The sequence below is a fragment of the Paenibacillus sp. Paensp111 genome (assembly GCF_059492195.1).
In genome coordinates this window covers 3,530,001-3,545,501 of the sequence record NZ_CP168527.1, presented here as the reverse complement: position 1 = coordinate 3,545,501, position 15,501 = coordinate 3,530,001, and the positions used below count along the sequence as shown (strand labels likewise).

The following is a 15,501-nucleotide window of genomic DNA, read 5'->3' as shown; positions in this document are numbered from 1 at the left end:
CAACATAATGGAATCGTTGCGGAAACTTGTACACCAATTAGCAGAGGAGAAGAGCCTGATTTCTGCTACGCTCAGTCAGCGCCGCAAAGCGGGGGAGGTTGCCTTTACGAAGGTCGTAATCAAACCTGTTGAGCTTAAGAAGTCGCTGCACTACCAGTTGGCTTTTTATTACGAGAATAAAGTTACACATGAGAATATACCTGCTTCCGAACTGGAGCAGCGGTTAAATACGATGTTTGAGGAGACGTTTCGTCAAGGCCTGATCTGTACGGAAGAAGCGGATTATCAGGTGCTGATCAGCAAGAAATTCAAAGTCTCCATCCTGACCAAATCCCCTTCCAAGAAGAGCGCTTCGCTGTCTCATAATCGTAAAAAGCAGTACATTCTTGAGGAAGGGCATCCCGTTTCTTTTCTGGTAGAGCTCGGAATTATGAATGAGGAAGGCAAAGTTCTGGCAAGGAAATACGATAAATTCAAGCAGATCAACCGGTTTCTGGAGATGGTCCAGGATATCATCGTTCATCTGCCAGAGGACAGGCCGCTTACCATCGTCGATTTTGGCTGCGGAAAGTCTTATTTGACCTTTGCCTTATACCACTACCTGTCGGTAGAGCAGCGGAGAACCCTGAATGTGGTCGGGCTTGATCTAAAGGCAGATGTGATTGAGCATTGCAGTGCCCTGGCTACCCGGCTGAATTATTCGAATCTGCGTTTCCTGGTCGGCGATATAGCCGAATATGACGAGCTGTCCCAGGTGGATATGGTTGTGACGCTTCATGCATGTGATACAGCTACGGACGCGGCGCTTGAGAAGGCAATCCGCTGGAATGCCTCTGTTATTCTGTCGGTGCCCTGCTGTCAGCATGAGCTGTTCGCCCAGGTAGAATCTCCGGTGCTGAACCCGCTGCTATCCCATGGAATATTGAAGGAGCGCTTCTCTGCACTGGCAACGGATGCAATCCGGGCAAAGCTTCTGGATATTATGGGATACAAGACACAGCTGCTTGAATTTATCGATATGGAGCATACGCCCAAAAATATCCTGATTCGTGCCGTGAAGGGCTCGGCTGGAGATAAGGCCAAGCTGTGGGCGGAGTATACAGAATTTCGTGATTTCCTGCATGTCTCCCCGTATTTGGAGAAGGCCTGCCGGGATTTGCTGCCTGGGGAAAGTGGAGCAGGCAACGAAATCAAGTTGTAGAATGTCAGTAAGCAACAAAGTTACAATTGTAGAGTAGAAGCCTTGCACATGGAAAGATGGAACAACAGCCGCCGTTTGCGAATCCGGCTTAAGGTCAACACTGGAGACAGGGTTGGCCTTTTTGGTGTTGTTGGATATCAACACTCTAAATAAGACTACATACAGAGGGCATAACAAAGCGGAAACGCTCAGTTGAGATTAAGCTGGAGGGAGTAAGATGGGAGGCAGACAGCTGCAGGTATCCATAGCGGCAGGATATATACTTCTCTTGATTGCTGCTTGTGTGTGCACCGGTTTCTATGAAGGAAGAGGCATGTATCCATGGATGGCCGCGGCATTCCTGATTATGGCAGTGGGGACCGTGCAATGGGGGAGAAAGCTGAGAGGAAAGCAGTGCGAGAAGCATAACGAAAAGCATAACGAAAAGCATAGGGAAAAGCATGGGGAAAAGTTTAGGGAAGAACATGGAGTCAAGTTTAGAGTAAAGTATGGAGAAAAGCATAGAGATAATCATTGGGAAAAGGCTTCCTGTTACCTAAAGAGAAGCTCTGTTGCCGCCTCCACTAGAAGCGGGCAGACTTCGTATGTCAAGCTTCTGCTCGTGGCAGTGCCATTTATATTGGCAATCCTGTACGGTGCACACATGCTGACCTCTCCGGTGTCGATGCAGGGTACGCTGGATCAGGCTCTGCGCTGGGCCTTCTATGGGGTCTTCGCGGCCGGGCTTACTTCGGCCGTGAAGCTGCCCAAGGCCCGGGCCGTGCTGCGCACCGGCCCGGCGGCCAGCGCCGCCATTCTCACCGCCGCCGGACTTGCGGCGGTGTACGGCCTGCTGCCGCTGCCGCATGCGGTGCTGCGCACCGCAAGTGCAGAGCTGTCCGCCGCCGGAGCACGGCTCGGCGGACTGCTTGAGTACCCGAACACGCTGGGCGCTGTGTTCGGGGCGCTGCTGCTCGAGCGGCTGGCCTCGCTCGCTCGCGCGGATCACCGCGCTTCGCCGCTTCGCCAGGCGCTCGGCGCTGCACTTGCGCTGGGCTGCGCCGCCAGCCTGCTGCTGACGGAGTCGCGCGGCGCTTGGCTGTGCACGGCGGCCGGCTGGGCCGCCGCGCTCGCTCTCGCCGGGCGCGCAGCCCGGCGGCAGCTGCTGCTTCAGACCGCCATCTTGGGAGGCGGCGGTCTGTGGGTGTACCGCCAGCTCGCCGGAGCTGGCCTTGCCCCGGCGCAGCTGCCGGGGCTTGCGCAGCTGGCGGGCGCAGCCGCCTGCACGCTGGCGCTGTCCTACGCGGCGCGGCGCATAGCCTCGCCCGTGCCGCAGCGCCCGGAGCATCCGCCTCGCCCCGTGCCCCTCGCGCCCCAGCGGTCCCGCCGCCATGGCCGACTCGTGCTCCAGCGCCCGCGTCGTATCGTCCTACTCGCGCCGGAGCACCGGCGCCACATCGTCCTGCCCGCGCCGCAGCGCCCGCGTCGTATCGTCCTGCCCGCGCCGCAGCGCTCGGAGCATCCGCCTCGCCCCGTGCCACTCGCGCTTCAGCGGTCCCGCCGCCATGGCCGACTCGCGCTCCAGCGCCCGCGTCGTATCGTCCTACTCGCGCCGGAGCACGGGCACCACATCGTCCTGCCCGCGCCGCAGCGCCCGCGTAGCCATGCCCGCCATGCGCCCCAGCGTTCCCGCCGCCATGGCCGACTCGCGCTCCAGCGCCCGCGTCGTATCGTCCTACTCGCGCCGGAGCACCGGCGCCACATCGTCCTGCCCAAGCAGCAGCCTCCGCGGCGCATAGCCTCGCCCGAGCCCCAGCGTCTACGCATCTTGGCAGTCTCGGCCGTCTGCTGCGCATGGGCGGGACTTGCGCTAGCCCTTCCTGCGCCGGGCAGCGGCGGAGCAGGGCTCGTTCGCACCGGGACGAGCACCGTATCGGCCCGGCTGCTGATGTACCGAGACGCCATGGAACAGGTCGAGGAGAACCCGCTGTGGGGACGGGGAGGTGAGGTGTGGAGGTCTGTATACCGCAGCATCCAGAGCCAGCCTTATGTAGGCGCACAGGTACATAGCGGATATCTCGATATGCTGCTGGGTCTAGGAGTCATCGGCCTGCTCGTCATGTTGGCCTGGATTGCAGGGGCAGGGCTGCTAATGTTCCGACGAAGAAGCCCGTGGCTCGCACCTTTTATAGTCCTTGTCCTGCATGCAGGAATCGATTTTGATATGAGCTATGCTCTCACTTGGCTGCTCCTGATCTGGATAGCGGTACTTGGTACGAACGGGATTCCCGATCAGCGGAAGGGAGCTCGATCTACCGAGGCCCGGGCTTTCTTGCAGTCGAAGCTTTCTCCAGCCTCCACCTGCCGAATTCATCCGGTCGCCCGGATTATTCCAGCCTCCACCTGCCGGATTCATCCGGGTACTCGGATTACTTCAGCCTCCGCCTGCAGGGTTAATCCGGATACCCGGTTCTATAATGGATACAGCCTGTCCCATATCCTGCCGGGCATGCATAGGCTTCCTGAGCAGAAGAAGGTAAAGGTGAAGCGTGCCTTAAGTCACGCACCCCGACTTATAGCTGCCGCCGCCGCATGGGTCTTTCTAATACTGAGCATGGTAAGCATGAGTTTAATGCAGAGTGAGTTGTTAACCAGCAAGGCCCTTCATTCCATCAGATTGAATCGTACTTCGGAGGCAAGTGACCTGCTGAAGAGAGCTATCCACCTCGCACCCTATCGTTCTGGTCCAAGGCTTGTTCTCTCGTCCCTCTCGAATTCAGCCGAAGCGGAGAGCGTGCTGCGCGAAGGAGCTATATTTAACAGGGTGCAGCCGGAGCTTTGGTGGGCATTGGGACGGATTCAGTCGAAGCAGGGCAACCCCGCCGCCATTACCGCTATGGAAAAGGCGGCCTTGCTGGACCGTTACAATAGTAATCTGCATACGGCTGTCTTGAGGGAACTTAATAGGCTGGGATGGAGGCTGGATCAGGCAGGCCGTCCCAGTGAATTGGCCCATGCGGTTCAGGCAGGTCTTGCTTTGTTCCGCCGGGATCAATTTTTGGCGGGTACACTTGGACATAGGAAGAACGTCTGCAATGACCGTAAATTTCATGTAACGGAAGCGGCAAGGCAGCAAGCCTTGCTGCTTGAGAGCGGCTTTTCTTCAAGAGAGCCCACTTCAAATAGCCAGCCTGCTATCCGCCAAATGCATCCCTGAACGCCTCGCACAGCTTTGTCCGGTCAACTTCCCACAGCTCTGCAAGCTCCTGGCTGACATGTTCATCCCACCAGTTGGCCAGCACCCTGCGGTTGCTGCTGTTCTCGTGGATCCATATCAGGTTTCCAATAACTTTTCGGTAATAGATCTCTTCCCCTTCCTTGATTTTGGATTCGGGAATGTAGACCTTCATTCGTTTGATGGTCCGGTACAACTCTTTACTGCAGCCGCGGCGTATTCCGCGCGGGGAAGGCAGGGCGGACTTATGCTTATCCGGGAAAGTTGGCATGTGATCGACTCCTCTCCCCACAGCATATGCGCCCGTCTTTCCCATGGATACCGCTCTCCTGCTTTACTGAAGTAGAATGCATGTACCGCGCTATGATAGAATAAACTTCATATAGAAAATATTGAGAGAGTGGGTCGAAAGTGGATATCATATCTAACGTAATTCAGCATTTGTTTGAAGTGATACGGGGACTAGGTTACTTTGGAATCGTGCTGGGACTTGCAATTGAAGTCATTCCAAGTGAAATTGTTCTGGCTTATGGAGGATTCCTGGTGTATCAGGGAGACCTCAAATTCTACTGGGCCGTGTTCTTTGGTACCGTAGGGGCTTTGGTACAGCAGTGGATTCTGTACTTTATCGGCCGATTCGGGGGGCGTCCCTTCCTGGACAAATTCGGTAAGTATATTAAGATAAAGCCTCATCATATGGATATCGCAGAGAACTGGTTCAATAAATACGGATCGGGAATTGTATTCACGGCAAGGTTTGTTCCTGTTATGCGGCAGGTCATTTCGATTCCGGCCGGTATTGCCAAAATGTCACTTTTCCGATTCTCTATATTAACCGTGCTTGCCTCAATTCCTTGGTCGTTCTTATTCGTATACCTTGGCAAGGCCCTCGGGAACCAGTGGGAGCATATTCATGAGAAGGCTGCTCCTTACGTAACGCCAATCCTGCTTGTTGCGATTGCGATTCTGATTGTGTATGTACTATATAAATGGTATTCCAATAAGAAGAAGAGAGGGGATGCTGTATGAGCATCAATAAACATAATGTAAGCTACAAATTCCGGACGGGCTTAACCCCGCAGCAGTTCATGGATGGAATGACCAAGAACAAGGAAGCGTTTGAATCCGGGTATAACCAGTTTGAATGGCCGAGTGAAGAGGACAAAGAGTTTTTTGAAAGCCTGAATTACCGGGACGACATCCGGGTGCTGATTCTGGCAGCGGATTGGTGCGGAGATGTGGTACGTAATATCCCTGTTGTGTTCCGGGCGCTTGAAGTATCGGAATGGCCGGTTGAGGTGCTGATTCTCGAAGAGAACCTGGATATTATGGATAACTTCCTGACTATGGGTGGCCGATCCGTGCCAGTCGTGATCTTTGCGGATACGGGTGGGCATGTGCTTGGACAGTGGGGTCCCCGGCCTAAGCATGTGCAGGAGGTCATGATTAAGTTCAAGCAGGAGAATCCGGACCGTGAAGCTCCTACCTACGAGGAGAATATTTTACAGGCCCGCAAGCAGATGCTGGAGAAATACGGGGAAGGCAATGAGGTCCATGCTGTGATTGTATCTGAGCTGCGTGACCTTATATCCGGGTTGTAGACCATGCTGAGAATTGAGAGCTTTTCCCTTGGACCCCTGCAGACCAATGCCTACCTAATCCGAGGGGAAGACGATAACAAGGCCGTTATCATCGACCCTGGAATGAATCCTGCCGCTCTGGTGCGCCGGATTGAGCATCTGGAGATTGAAGCTATTCTGCTAACCCATGCACATTTTGATCATATTGGCGGTGTGGATGAAATCCGCAAAGCGAAGAACTGTCCGGTATACCTTCACCCGCTGGAAGCCGAATGGTTAGTTAATGCCAAGCTGAACGGATCCATGCGCTGGACAGAGGTTACAGATCCTATAACGACGGACCCTGCGGAGTTCGACCTTGCCGAGGGACAGAAGCTGACGCTGCTAGGGCATGAATTCACTGTGTATCATACTCCCGGACATTCACCGGGAAGCGTTAGCTTTCTCTCGGGGAACGACTTGTTCTCAGGCGACGTACTCTTCAAAATGAGCGTTGGACGGACTGATCTGCCAGGCGGCCGTGAGCGTGACCTGTATGATTCGATTAAAGGCAAGCTGTTCCGTATGCCGGACGAAGTTAAGGTCTATCCAGGTCATGGACCGAAGACTACGATTGGATTTGAGAAGTCTAATAACCCTTATGTATCCTAGCAGGAGTTAAGGAATGTTTGTCAGTTTACGCCTTTCATTTGTCAAAATAGGGAAAAAGGGGTGGACATCCCTAGCATCCTTTGTTAGAATGTATATTAATTAAATGTTATTAACTACGCGAAGCACGCAAGCTGTGGAATCAATCCCGGTTTGCGTTCTTTTTTTGCCTATATAAGAATTAGTTGAAGATTTACAGGCAGGTAAGGCGTGTACAGATTTAAATTCTATTGGGGGAGTCATTGTGGAATTTGAAGGGATATCTTCGTTTGATTGGCGAATGGCCACAGACCGGACAAGGAATAAGAGGCAGAATTTAGCCAGTCCGGATAAGCGGATGCCCGGGTGGAGGCAAGCTGCTGGCACGAGCAAGGGAATTGCACAGCCATGGTTTGAGAGGCTGGAGGTTTGCCGAAGGACCTCTTCTTATAAACGTTAATATAACGTTCAAAAATTAGCCGACATCTTTCTTCCTTTTTCGTGGACATTCCTATTTATTTTTAGTAGGATAATGTAATAACATGAACATCATATCAGGGAGGTAGACGATGCTGCGTTTAGGAGAGAAAATTGTTATCGTCGCTGACGCCTTTGAGCAGAATCTTCCTGTCGGAGGATACGGTTATATTATTGCTTACGATCGTAATCCGGATAACGCATTCGATTATGTCGTCCGATCTCCAAAGACCAATCGGAATTATTTCGTTCCATCGAGCGACATTGAGTCAGAACAATATCTGATTCAACAAGAAGTAGATCGCGTAGAACGTGAAGCGCTGATTGATTTCGCTCTTAGCACTCATAATGAGAAGCTTTTCTTTCAGGTTATGAATGGGGAGATAGAGCGGTCGGAAGAAGAAGAGGAAGCGGTACAGGAAGCTATGTCTCAGGCGGAATTTATCAAACAGGTAAATTTGCGTGCTTGGATTTAATTTAAGAAGGGCCTGCTGATGCGGGCTCTTTTTTTGTTATGCTGGGCCATTCAGAGCATGGTTCCAATTGAAATATAAGCTTATCTACAATATAATTATACGGATTATAAGGTGACGCTAAAGACTTTGAGAATGGACATGCTGTACAATATGTAGCAGGCTCGGCCGATCAGAAATCATTAGGAGGGAACGACCGAAATGAGTATCACGACAAAAGATGTTGAACATGTAGCCAAGCTGGCAAGATTGAATCTGACTCAAGAGGAGAAGGAGACATTCACAGAGCAGCTGAACTCCATTTTACAATATGCTGAGAAATTGAATGAACTGGATACCGATAACGTAGAGGCAACTACACACGTCCTGCATCTAAGCAATGTGATGCGCGAGGATGTCGTGAAGGAAAGTCTGCCTGAAGAGAAGGTATTCCTGAATGCGCCTGACGAAGAAGACGGGCAGTTTAAAGTACCTGCGGTACTCGAATAGAAGGAAGAATGAAGGGAGGCATTTAACGTGTCATTATTTGATTTGCGTTTGCAGGAGATACATAACAAGCTTCATGCCAAGGAGTTGTCCGTATCCGATCTGGTAGGGGAAGCCTTCACTGCGATTGGTGAGAGAGATGAACGAATTCAAGCTTATCTTACGCTGGATGAAGCGGGAGCGCGCGCTGCGGCAGCCCGTCTTGACAATAAGCTCGTATCCGGGGATGAGAAGGGCCTGCTGTTCGGACTGCCGGTTGGAATCAAGGACAATATGGTAACCGAAGGCCTGCGCACGACCTGTGCCAGCCAATTTCTGTCTAATTACAATCCGATCTACGACGCAACCTCGGTGCTTAAGCTGAAGCAGGCCGATGCTGTTACGATTGGCAAGCTGAACATGGACGAATTCGCCATGGGGGGCTCGAATGAGAACTCCAGCTTCCAGCCTACGCGCAATCCTTGGGATTTAAGCCGTGTACCTGGTGGTTCGAGCGGCGGGTCCGCAGCTGCGGTTGCTGCGGGTGAAGCTTACTTCACACTAGGCTCGGATACAGGCGGATCTATTCGTCAGCCGGCATCCTATTGCGGTGTAGTTGGCCTTAAGCCGACTTATGGACGCGTGTCCCGGTATGGCTTGGTTGCTTTTGCATCCTCTCTGGATCAGATTGGTCCTGTTACGAAGAATGTAGAAGATGCCGCATATGTTCTTCAAGCTATCGCAGGTTATGATGCCAAGGATTCCACATCGGCGAACGTAGAGGTTGCGGATTATATCAGCGCATTAACCGGAGATATTAAAGGGCTGCGTATTGCCGTGCCGAAAGAGTACTTGGAAGGCATCGATCCTAAAGTCAAAGAAACGGTTCTTGAAGCTCTGCGTGTGCTTGAAAGCCTTGGAGCTGTATGGGAAGAGGTATCCCTGCCGCATACCGAATATGCGGTTGCCGCTTACTATTTGCTGGCTTCTTCCGAGGCATCATCGAACCTATCCAGATTCGACGGGGTAAGATACGGCGTTCGTGCCGATCATGCCGGCAATCTGCTCGATCTGTATCATGAATCCAGAAGTCAGGGCTTTGGCCCTGAAGTGAAGCGCCGGATTATGCTTGGAACCTATGCACTTAGCTCCGGTTACTATGACGCTTATTATCTGAAAGCCCAGAAGGTGCGGACTCTTATCAAGAGAGACTTCGACCAGACGTTCGAGAAGTATGACGTTATTATTGGACCTACTGCACCAACCACCGCATTCCCGCTCGGATCACAGGTAGATGATCCGCTTACGATGTATCTGAATGATATTTTGACTATACCGGTGAGTCTCGCAGGAGTTCCTGCTTTAAGTGTTCCATGCGGATTTGCAGATGGGCTTCCTGTCGGACTGCAAATTATCGGCAAGGCGTTCGATGAGAGTACGATTCTGCGGACTGCTCACGCTTACGAAGTTCACACCGAGCACCACAAGAAGCGCCCGGTTCTATAATACAGAGGTATTAGGAGGTATCCCATGTCAACATCGAAATATGAAACGGTGATCGGGCTGGAGGTCCATGTGGAGCTGCATACGAAGTCCAAAATCTTCTGCGGCTGCTCTACTGAATTCGGCGCTCCCCCTAACACCCATACGTGTCCCGTATGTCTCGGACATCCCGGTGTGCTGCCTGTCCTGAACCGTCAGGCCGTAGATTACGCGATTAAGGCCGCAATGGCGCTGAATTGTGAAATCGGCGATGTCAGCAAATTTGACCGGAAGAACTACTTTTATCCCGATTCACCAAAGGCTTACCAAATCTCGCAGTTCGATCAGCCGATCGGCCTGAATGGCTATATCGATATTGAAGTGAACGGAACTACCAAACGCATTGGAATTACCCGTCTGCATCTTGAAGAAGATGCCGGCAAGCTGACGCATGTGGATGGAGGCTATGCTTCCCTGGTTGACTTCAACCGGGTAGGTACTCCGCTGATTGAGATTGTATCCGAGCCGGAGATTTCTTCTCCTGAAGAAGCACGCGCCTATCTTGAGAAGATGCGCGCAATTATGCAGTACTGTGACGTATCGGATGTCAAAATGGAGGAAGGATCGCTTCGCTGTGACGCGAACATCAGCCTTCGTCCTCATGGGCAGAAGGAGCTTGGCACCAAGGCCGAGCTCAAGAACATGAACTCCTTCCGCGGCGTACAGCGCGGTCTTGAATATGAGCAGTTCCGCCAGGCTGAGGCTCTGGATGAGGGCGAGACTATTGTTCAGGAGACCCGCCGCTGGGACGAAGCCCAGGGCAAGACGCTGTCCATGCGCGGTAAGGAGCAGGCTCATGACTACCGTTATTTCCCGGACCCGGATCTCGTGAAGATTTATATTGATCAGGATTGGAAAGACCGGATTCGTGCGACTATTCCTGAGCTGCCGGATGCGCGCAAAGCCCGTTACGCGACTGAGCTTGGTCTTCCTAGCTATGACGCCGGGGTAATTACTTCCTCCAAGCCTGTGGCTGATTTGTTCGAGGAGAGTCTTAAATATACCTCCGACGCCAAATCTGTAGCCAACTGGATCATGGGTGATCTGCTCGGACATTTGAACAGTACAGGACAAGAGCTGTCTGAGGTGAAGCTCACTGGTCAAGGGCTGGGCGAAATGATCGGACTCATTGAGAAAGGGACAATCAGTAGCAAGATCGCGAAGACCGTATTTAAGGAAATGCTCCTAAGCGGCAAGCTGCCGCAGGTTATCGTTGAGGAGCAAGGACTTGTCCAGATTAGCGATGAAGGTGCGATACTCGCAATTGTGAATGAAGTCGTTGCCGAGAATCCGGCATCTGTTGAAGACTACAAGGCCGGTAAGGATAAAGCAATCGGATTCCTGGTAGGACAAGTGATGAAACGCAGTAAAGGCAAAGCCAACCCGGGGCTGGTTAATAAGCTTCTGGTGGATGTTCTGAAGTCCTAACATGATATCCCTAATCTCGCTGCAGGATCCGGACATGGTGGAGCAGATTTGGCGGCTGCAGCACTTGGCTTTTCGCCTGGAGGCTTCAGCCATTGGACTGCGTCAAATCCCGCCGCTGCCCGAGACCTTTGAGTCGCTGGCGAATTCAACTGAGACATTTTACGGTCTGTTGACGGAGGACGGAGAACTGCTGGGCGCAATTGCAGTCGCTGAGGAGACTCCGGAGAAGCTGATGATTACGAGGCTGATGGTTCAGCCGGAGCATCTCCGGGAGGGCATCGGAAGTGAACTGCTGCGGCATGTGCTTAAGCATCATTCCCGCATCAAGCATTTTTTGGTGAATGCGAGTGCTCTTAATACACCAGCTATTTCCCTGTATCAGAAATTCGGATTTGCTGCTGTTGAATCCTATATGGCGGATGTGGGCGTTGAACTTATCTTGATGCAGCGGGATGGTTAAGCTTGTAATTCATAATTTCCCTGGCGGGAATATAACAAGGAGGAACCCAATTCCTTCCTGTTATGCTCACCTCCGGGGATTTTTATATTGTCCAGTGAATTCCAAGTTACTTGCATGATTACAATCGGGTATGATCTATAGGGAGAGAATAAGAGAGAGTCATTACATGGGAGAGGAGTGAAGTAACATGTCCTTGAACCTTCCCCCGGCGTCTGAAGAAGGAGCGGCAAGCCAACCTGTGAAGAGCAGTACTGGCTTTAAGCCAAGGCGGCGTAAGCGTAAGTTCGTTGCAGGACTGCTTGCCGCGCTTTTTCCGGGACTGGGTCATCTTTATCTGCGAATGTTTCGTAAAGGCATACTATTAATTTATTTCATCGTGATAGATGTCTCCGCAATCCTGTATTTCTCTTCCGTACGCTTTGGAGTTAATGTGCCGCTGCTCATTTTGCTGGCGCTTTTGATTCCGGTAGTTTATTTCTATAGTGTCTACAGCGTTCTGCAAAATACAGATGTACTGAACGGAAGAAGTCCCCGTGAGAGTACGGTGAAACCCAAATCGGGAATATTGAGTCACCTGGGGTTTGGGCTTTTGCTTATCGGCGGAGGTCTGCTGGCATTTGCTTTTCACCTTAAGCCTCTTTGGCTGAATGGGTTCTTTCAATATAATGCGGGATACTTTACAGCCGCAGTGTTAATCATAGCGGGCGTATGGTTGAGCATACGGGAGCTGCGCCGCAGACTCATTCGCACAGGCCGCTTCACGGCTTCGTTCATTCTTATAGCCCTTGGAGTTCTGCTAATTCTGGATCAGTGGATCAAGCAGGATTACCTCCTATCCTTGTTGAAGTGGTGGCCTGTTGTTCTCGTTCTAATCGGGGTTGAATATATTGCTCTTTATCTATGGAAAAGGGTTGGACAGCAGGGTCCGGATCGTAGACTTCGATTTGATATGAGAGGTCTGATGATCTCGCTGGTGCTTGGAATCTCCGTATTTGCTGTAACCCAGCAAGATCAATACCTGCATTTGTGGAATCGGGTCAGCCTTGACCTTACGGCCGCAGGCTCGGAATTTAGTGATGAGAAAGGATTCACGGAGGTACGTGATCCTATTCTGATTCCGGTGGATATCACAACCTCTGAGGTTGTCATCGATGGAATTAATGGACGGATTGCCATTGAACGGGGTCCTGTCCAGGATATTGTCGTAAAACCGGTGATATGGGTCGATGGTGTTCAGGATAAGGATGCTGAGACCGTTGCCAAGAACACCACAGTCCAGACCACCGAAGGAGCGAAGGTTGGCATTACAGTGAAAGACCGCACTTACGGAGCGTCCGGCAGCCGGCACCCGCGTGTGAATCTAACGATTGTCGTACCGGAGAGTCGCAAGTTTGATTTTAATGTAAGTACGACCAATGGCGGGATATCGCTCGTGAATCTTCAGGCGGTTGCAGATATTACTCTCCAGACCGGGAGAGGGAATCTCTACTTGAATAACGTGACAGGTGATGTAACAGGGAAGACTTTGAGCGGTAGAGTAGAGCTTCATAATGTAACGGGGAAGGTAGACCTCGAGACGTTAGGCGGCAAAATGATCGGCATGGGCATTTTTGGCCCCGTCAAATTTGATACGATGATCGGTGATATCTCCATCGTTCACGCGGACAATGATATTAGCGTAAATACGAGGAACGGCAACATTTCAATAGACAGGGCCTACTACAAGCTGCAGGCTGAGTCGCTTAACGGTCAAATTGGGATTCGCTCACCCATCATTGGCGGTGATTGGACCATTTACAGCGCAGTGGGAGAGATTAATGTGCAGATTCCCGAACTCGGTAATTATTCGCTCTCCGGGTCAAGCGGATACGGCGAGATCAAGACGAATTTGCCTTTTGATATCGATAACAAGACAATTAAGGGCGAGGCTGGAGAAGGTAAGTACAAAATCGATGTAGAAGGCAACAGTGACCTGAGTGTCCGGAAATTTATGAACTAAACTGCAGCCTACACCATGTGTCATGTTCCGTTGACAAACGAATTCGTGTAAACGTACAATAAAGTTATAGCGAAAAAGGTTAAGCAGGACTTAAGTAGTAGATAAAGGCGGTGGACTTCATGACTACGCGCGTTCAGAATGCATTAGACCAACTGAAAATTAATGGTGTCCGCATCACGCCGCAGCGTCACGCCATATTGTCTTTTTTGATGGAATCTATGGGACATCCGACTGCGGACGAGATTTACCGGGCATTGGAGCCGCGGTTTCCCAGTATGAGTGTAGCGACGGTGTATAACAACCTCAAGATGTTTCTTGAGGCTGGAATGGTACGAGAGCTCACTTATGGGGATAATTCCAGTCGTTTTGACGCCGATGTTTCGGATCACTATCATGTGATCTGCGAGACTTGCGGTAAGATCAAGGATTTCTCGTATGAACCTTTGACAGAAGTAGAACGTAAAGCGGAAGAAAGCACCGGGTTTCGGGTGTTTGGACACCGGATGGAGTTCTATGGTGTTTGTGATGATTGCCGGAGCCACTAAGCGCAGTAACCAATATAACGTGCGGAATTCCACAAGGAATTCTCCACGTTTTTTTATTTCCAGTAGCTACACCATTAATGGAGGTACAGCATATTGAGAAATCGTCCGTATCGACAAGGTTTCAAGCCCGGCAGGAGAAGGGGCAGGTCTAAGGCGAGGGTGCTTCTGTCCATCGTGGCCATTGCCTTAATAGCCTTGGCAGCTTTATATTTTATCATTCCCAATTGGCAGCATACAGATCCGCCGTGGAAGTCCATGAAGAAGCCTGTTTTTGTTCAAGGAGAAGTCATGAAGTATTCAGCGGAAGGCTCTGGAGACAGTCTTAAGCTCCCTCTGCCGGTGATCCAGCAGGAGATTGATCCTAATATTCGTTATGAAGAGAAGACGGAATCTGTCATCATAACCACCTCCAAAGAGCTGGTCCACCTCAAGATAAATCATAAGGATGCCAAGCTTAACAATAAGCCAATTAAGCTTATGTTCGCTCCTGTTACCGTGAAAGGAATACAGTATCTGCCTATCTCTTTGCTTAAGCAAATCTACGGAATCGAGTGGACAGAGGACAAGTCATCGGGTGCCGTCATGCTGTTCAAGTCCGGAGAGAAGATTCAATCGGCAAAAGTGAGCGGAGGATCATCCTCAGATACCATTCCGCTTAGAACAGAGGATAGTATTCATTCGCCTATACTTCAGGACATCCCTCCGGGCACTCGTGTAAGAGTGATAAACACTAAGGGGGATTGGACATTCATCCAGCTGGATAACGGCTATGCTGGATATGTGTCAGGGAAGAATCTAACGTCCGCCGACACAAGAAAGGTTCCTGAAGTTAAGGCAATTCCGAATACCGCCCGTGAGAAGTGGAGCAATAAGAAAGTGAACCTTACCTGGGAAGCTGTGTATGATAAGCAGCCTGATCCGGGTTCGATTGGGAGTCTGCCGGGAGTGAACGTTGTAAGCCCCACCTGGTTTCAAATCATGGACGGAAGCGGAAATGTTCAAAGTAAGGCCGATGATCTCTACGTGAAATGGGCACATAAGAACAAGATGCACGTCTGGGCGCTATTCAGTAATGCTTTTGACGCAGACCGAACAACCAAAGCTCTCTCAAGCTTTGAGAGCCGGCTTCGCTCCATTGTTCAGATCCTACATTATGCCAAGCTGTATCAGCTGGATGGAATTAATATTGATTTTGAGAATGTATATACCAAGGATGGGGATAATGTTACCCAGTTTGTGCGGGAACTCATGCCTCTGGCCAAAGAGCAGGGTCTCATCATCTCGATTGACGTTACCCCCAAGTCAAATAGTGAGATGTGGTCCAAATTTATGGACAGGAAGTCCTTGGCGGGGATGGTCGATTACATGATGCTGATGGCATACGATGAGCACTGGGCGGCAAGTCCGGAAGCAGGATCGGTTGCCTCACTGCCGTGGACGCGTAATGCTGTCGAGCGCTTGTTGGAAGAAGATGAGGTCCCTCCGGACAA

The 15,501-nt window shown here is 51.2% G+C and carries 14 protein-coding genes (1 of these 14 cut by a window edge); 13 read left to right on the top strand and 1 reads right to left on the bottom strand.

All coding sequences use genetic code 11. The features are described 5' to 3' along the window. Positions 1–7: 7 nt before the first annotated feature. Together ACEN86_RS16715 and ACEN86_RS16710 are read left to right on the top strand one after the other, a co-directional pair. Positions 8–1,201: a class I SAM-dependent methyltransferase gene (locus ACEN86_RS16715; RefSeq protein ID WP_495631672.1), complete on the top strand. Its 1,194-nt coding sequence runs from the start codon at positions 8–10 to the stop codon at positions 1,199–1,201. A 217-nt stretch (positions 1,202–1,418) separates the two neighbouring features. Further along, complete coding sequence (locus ACEN86_RS16710; RefSeq protein WP_495631671.1) at positions 1,419–4,397, top strand: O-antigen ligase family protein; 2,979 nt, start codon at positions 1,419–1,421, stop codon at positions 4,395–4,397. Here the strand turns inward: ACEN86_RS16710 and ACEN86_RS16705 are convergent. Continuing rightward, positions 4,375–4,686 carry a dehydrogenase gene (locus ACEN86_RS16705; RefSeq protein ID WP_495634336.1) on the bottom strand — a complete coding sequence of 104 codons (312 nt, stop codon included), beginning with the start codon at positions 4,684–4,686 and terminating at the stop codon, positions 4,375–4,377. The genes ACEN86_RS16710 and ACEN86_RS16705 overlap by 23 nt on opposite strands. A 140-nt stretch (positions 4,687–4,826) precedes the next feature. Between ACEN86_RS16705 and uptA the strand changes: the two genes are divergently transcribed. From uptA to ACEN86_RS16650, 11 genes are all read left to right on the top strand, one after another. Next, complete coding sequence (uptA, locus tag ACEN86_RS16700; protein WP_495631670.1) at positions 4,827–5,444, top strand: undecaprenyl phosphate transporter UptA; 618 nt, start codon at positions 4,827–4,829, stop codon at positions 5,442–5,444. Between the two features lie 2 nt (positions 5,445–5,446). Next, positions 5,447–6,016 carry a thioredoxin family protein gene (locus ACEN86_RS16695; protein WP_495634335.1) on the top strand — a complete coding sequence of 190 codons (570 nt, stop codon included), beginning with the start codon at positions 5,447–5,449 and terminating at the stop codon, positions 6,014–6,016. Positions 6,017–6,019: 3 nt separating this feature from the next. Further along, complete coding sequence (locus ACEN86_RS16690) at positions 6,020–6,646, top strand: MBL fold metallo-hydrolase (protein ID WP_495631669.1); 627 nt, start codon at positions 6,020–6,022, stop codon at positions 6,644–6,646. 545 nt (positions 6,647–7,191) lie between these two features. Then, positions 7,192–7,575, top strand: a complete 384-nt coding sequence (locus ACEN86_RS16685) for an ATPase (protein WP_495631668.1) — start codon at positions 7,192–7,194, stop codon at positions 7,573–7,575. Positions 7,576–7,773: 198 nt separating this feature from the next. Further along, entirely contained in the window at positions 7,774–8,061 is a 288-nt protein-coding gene (gene gatC / locus ACEN86_RS16680; protein ID WP_495631667.1) for an Asp-tRNA(Asn)/Glu-tRNA(Gln) amidotransferase subunit GatC, read from the top strand. A 27-nt stretch (positions 8,062–8,088) separates the two neighbouring features. Continuing rightward, positions 8,089–9,543 carry an Asp-tRNA(Asn)/Glu-tRNA(Gln) amidotransferase subunit GatA gene (gene gatA, locus ACEN86_RS16675; RefSeq protein ID WP_495631666.1) on the top strand — a complete coding sequence of 485 codons (1,455 nt, stop codon included), beginning with the start codon at positions 8,089–8,091 and terminating at the stop codon, positions 9,541–9,543. 24 nt (positions 9,544–9,567) lie between these two features. Next, positions 9,568–11,007, top strand: a complete 1,440-nt coding sequence (gene gatB, locus ACEN86_RS16670) for an Asp-tRNA(Asn)/Glu-tRNA(Gln) amidotransferase subunit GatB (protein WP_495631665.1) — start codon at positions 9,568–9,570, stop codon at positions 11,005–11,007. Position 11,008: 1 nt separating this feature from the next. After that, positions 11,009–11,467 carry a GNAT family N-acetyltransferase gene (locus ACEN86_RS16665; RefSeq protein WP_495631664.1) on the top strand — a complete coding sequence of 153 codons (459 nt, stop codon included), beginning with the start codon at positions 11,009–11,011 and terminating at the stop codon, positions 11,465–11,467. Between the two features lie 187 nt (positions 11,468–11,654). Further along, positions 11,655–13,466, top strand: a complete 1,812-nt coding sequence (locus tag ACEN86_RS16660; protein WP_495631663.1) for a DUF4097 family beta strand repeat-containing protein — start codon at positions 11,655–11,657, stop codon at positions 13,464–13,466. A 119-nt stretch (positions 13,467–13,585) separates the two neighbouring features. Continuing rightward, entirely contained in the window at positions 13,586–14,011 is a 426-nt protein-coding gene (perR, locus tag ACEN86_RS16655) for a peroxide-responsive transcriptional repressor PerR (RefSeq protein WP_495631662.1), read from the top strand. A 255-nt stretch (positions 14,012–14,266) separates the two neighbouring features. Next, positions 14,267–15,501: the 5' portion of a glycosyl hydrolase family 18 protein gene (locus ACEN86_RS16650; RefSeq protein WP_495634334.1), read on the top strand. 334 nt of this gene lie beyond the right edge of the window; the window shows 1,235 of its 1,569 coding nt (coding positions 1–1,235); the start codon lies at positions 14,267–14,269; its stop codon lies beyond the right edge, outside the window.

Coding starts and splice junctions, on each gene's coding strand:
- ACEN86_RS16665 (WP_495631664.1), top strand. CDS start 11,009: ATGATATCCCTAATCTCGCTGCAGGATCCGGACATGGTGGAGCAGATT.
- ACEN86_RS16715 (WP_495631672.1), top strand. CDS start 8: ATGGAATCGTTGCGGAAACTTGTACACCAATTAGCAGAGGAGAAGAGC.
- perR (WP_495631662.1), top strand. CDS start 13,586: ATGACTACGCGCGTTCAGAATGCATTAGACCAACTGAAAATTAATGGT.
- gatB (WP_495631665.1), top strand. CDS start 9,568: ATGTCAACATCGAAATATGAAACGGTGATCGGGCTGGAGGTCCATGTG.
- gatC (WP_495631667.1), top strand. CDS start 7,774: ATGAGTATCACGACAAAAGATGTTGAACATGTAGCCAAGCTGGCAAGA.
- ACEN86_RS16705 (WP_495634336.1), bottom strand. CDS start 4,686: ATGCCAACTTTCCCGGATAAGCATAAGTCCGCCCTGCCTTCCCCGCGC.
- ACEN86_RS16660 (WP_495631663.1), top strand. CDS start 11,655: ATGTCCTTGAACCTTCCCCCGGCGTCTGAAGAAGGAGCGGCAAGCCAA.
- ACEN86_RS16685 (WP_495631668.1), top strand. CDS start 7,192: ATGCTGCGTTTAGGAGAGAAAATTGTTATCGTCGCTGACGCCTTTGAG.
- ACEN86_RS16710 (WP_495631671.1), top strand. CDS start 1,419: ATGGGAGGCAGACAGCTGCAGGTATCCATAGCGGCAGGATATATACTT.
- ACEN86_RS16690 (WP_495631669.1), top strand. CDS start 6,020: ATGCTGAGAATTGAGAGCTTTTCCCTTGGACCCCTGCAGACCAATGCC.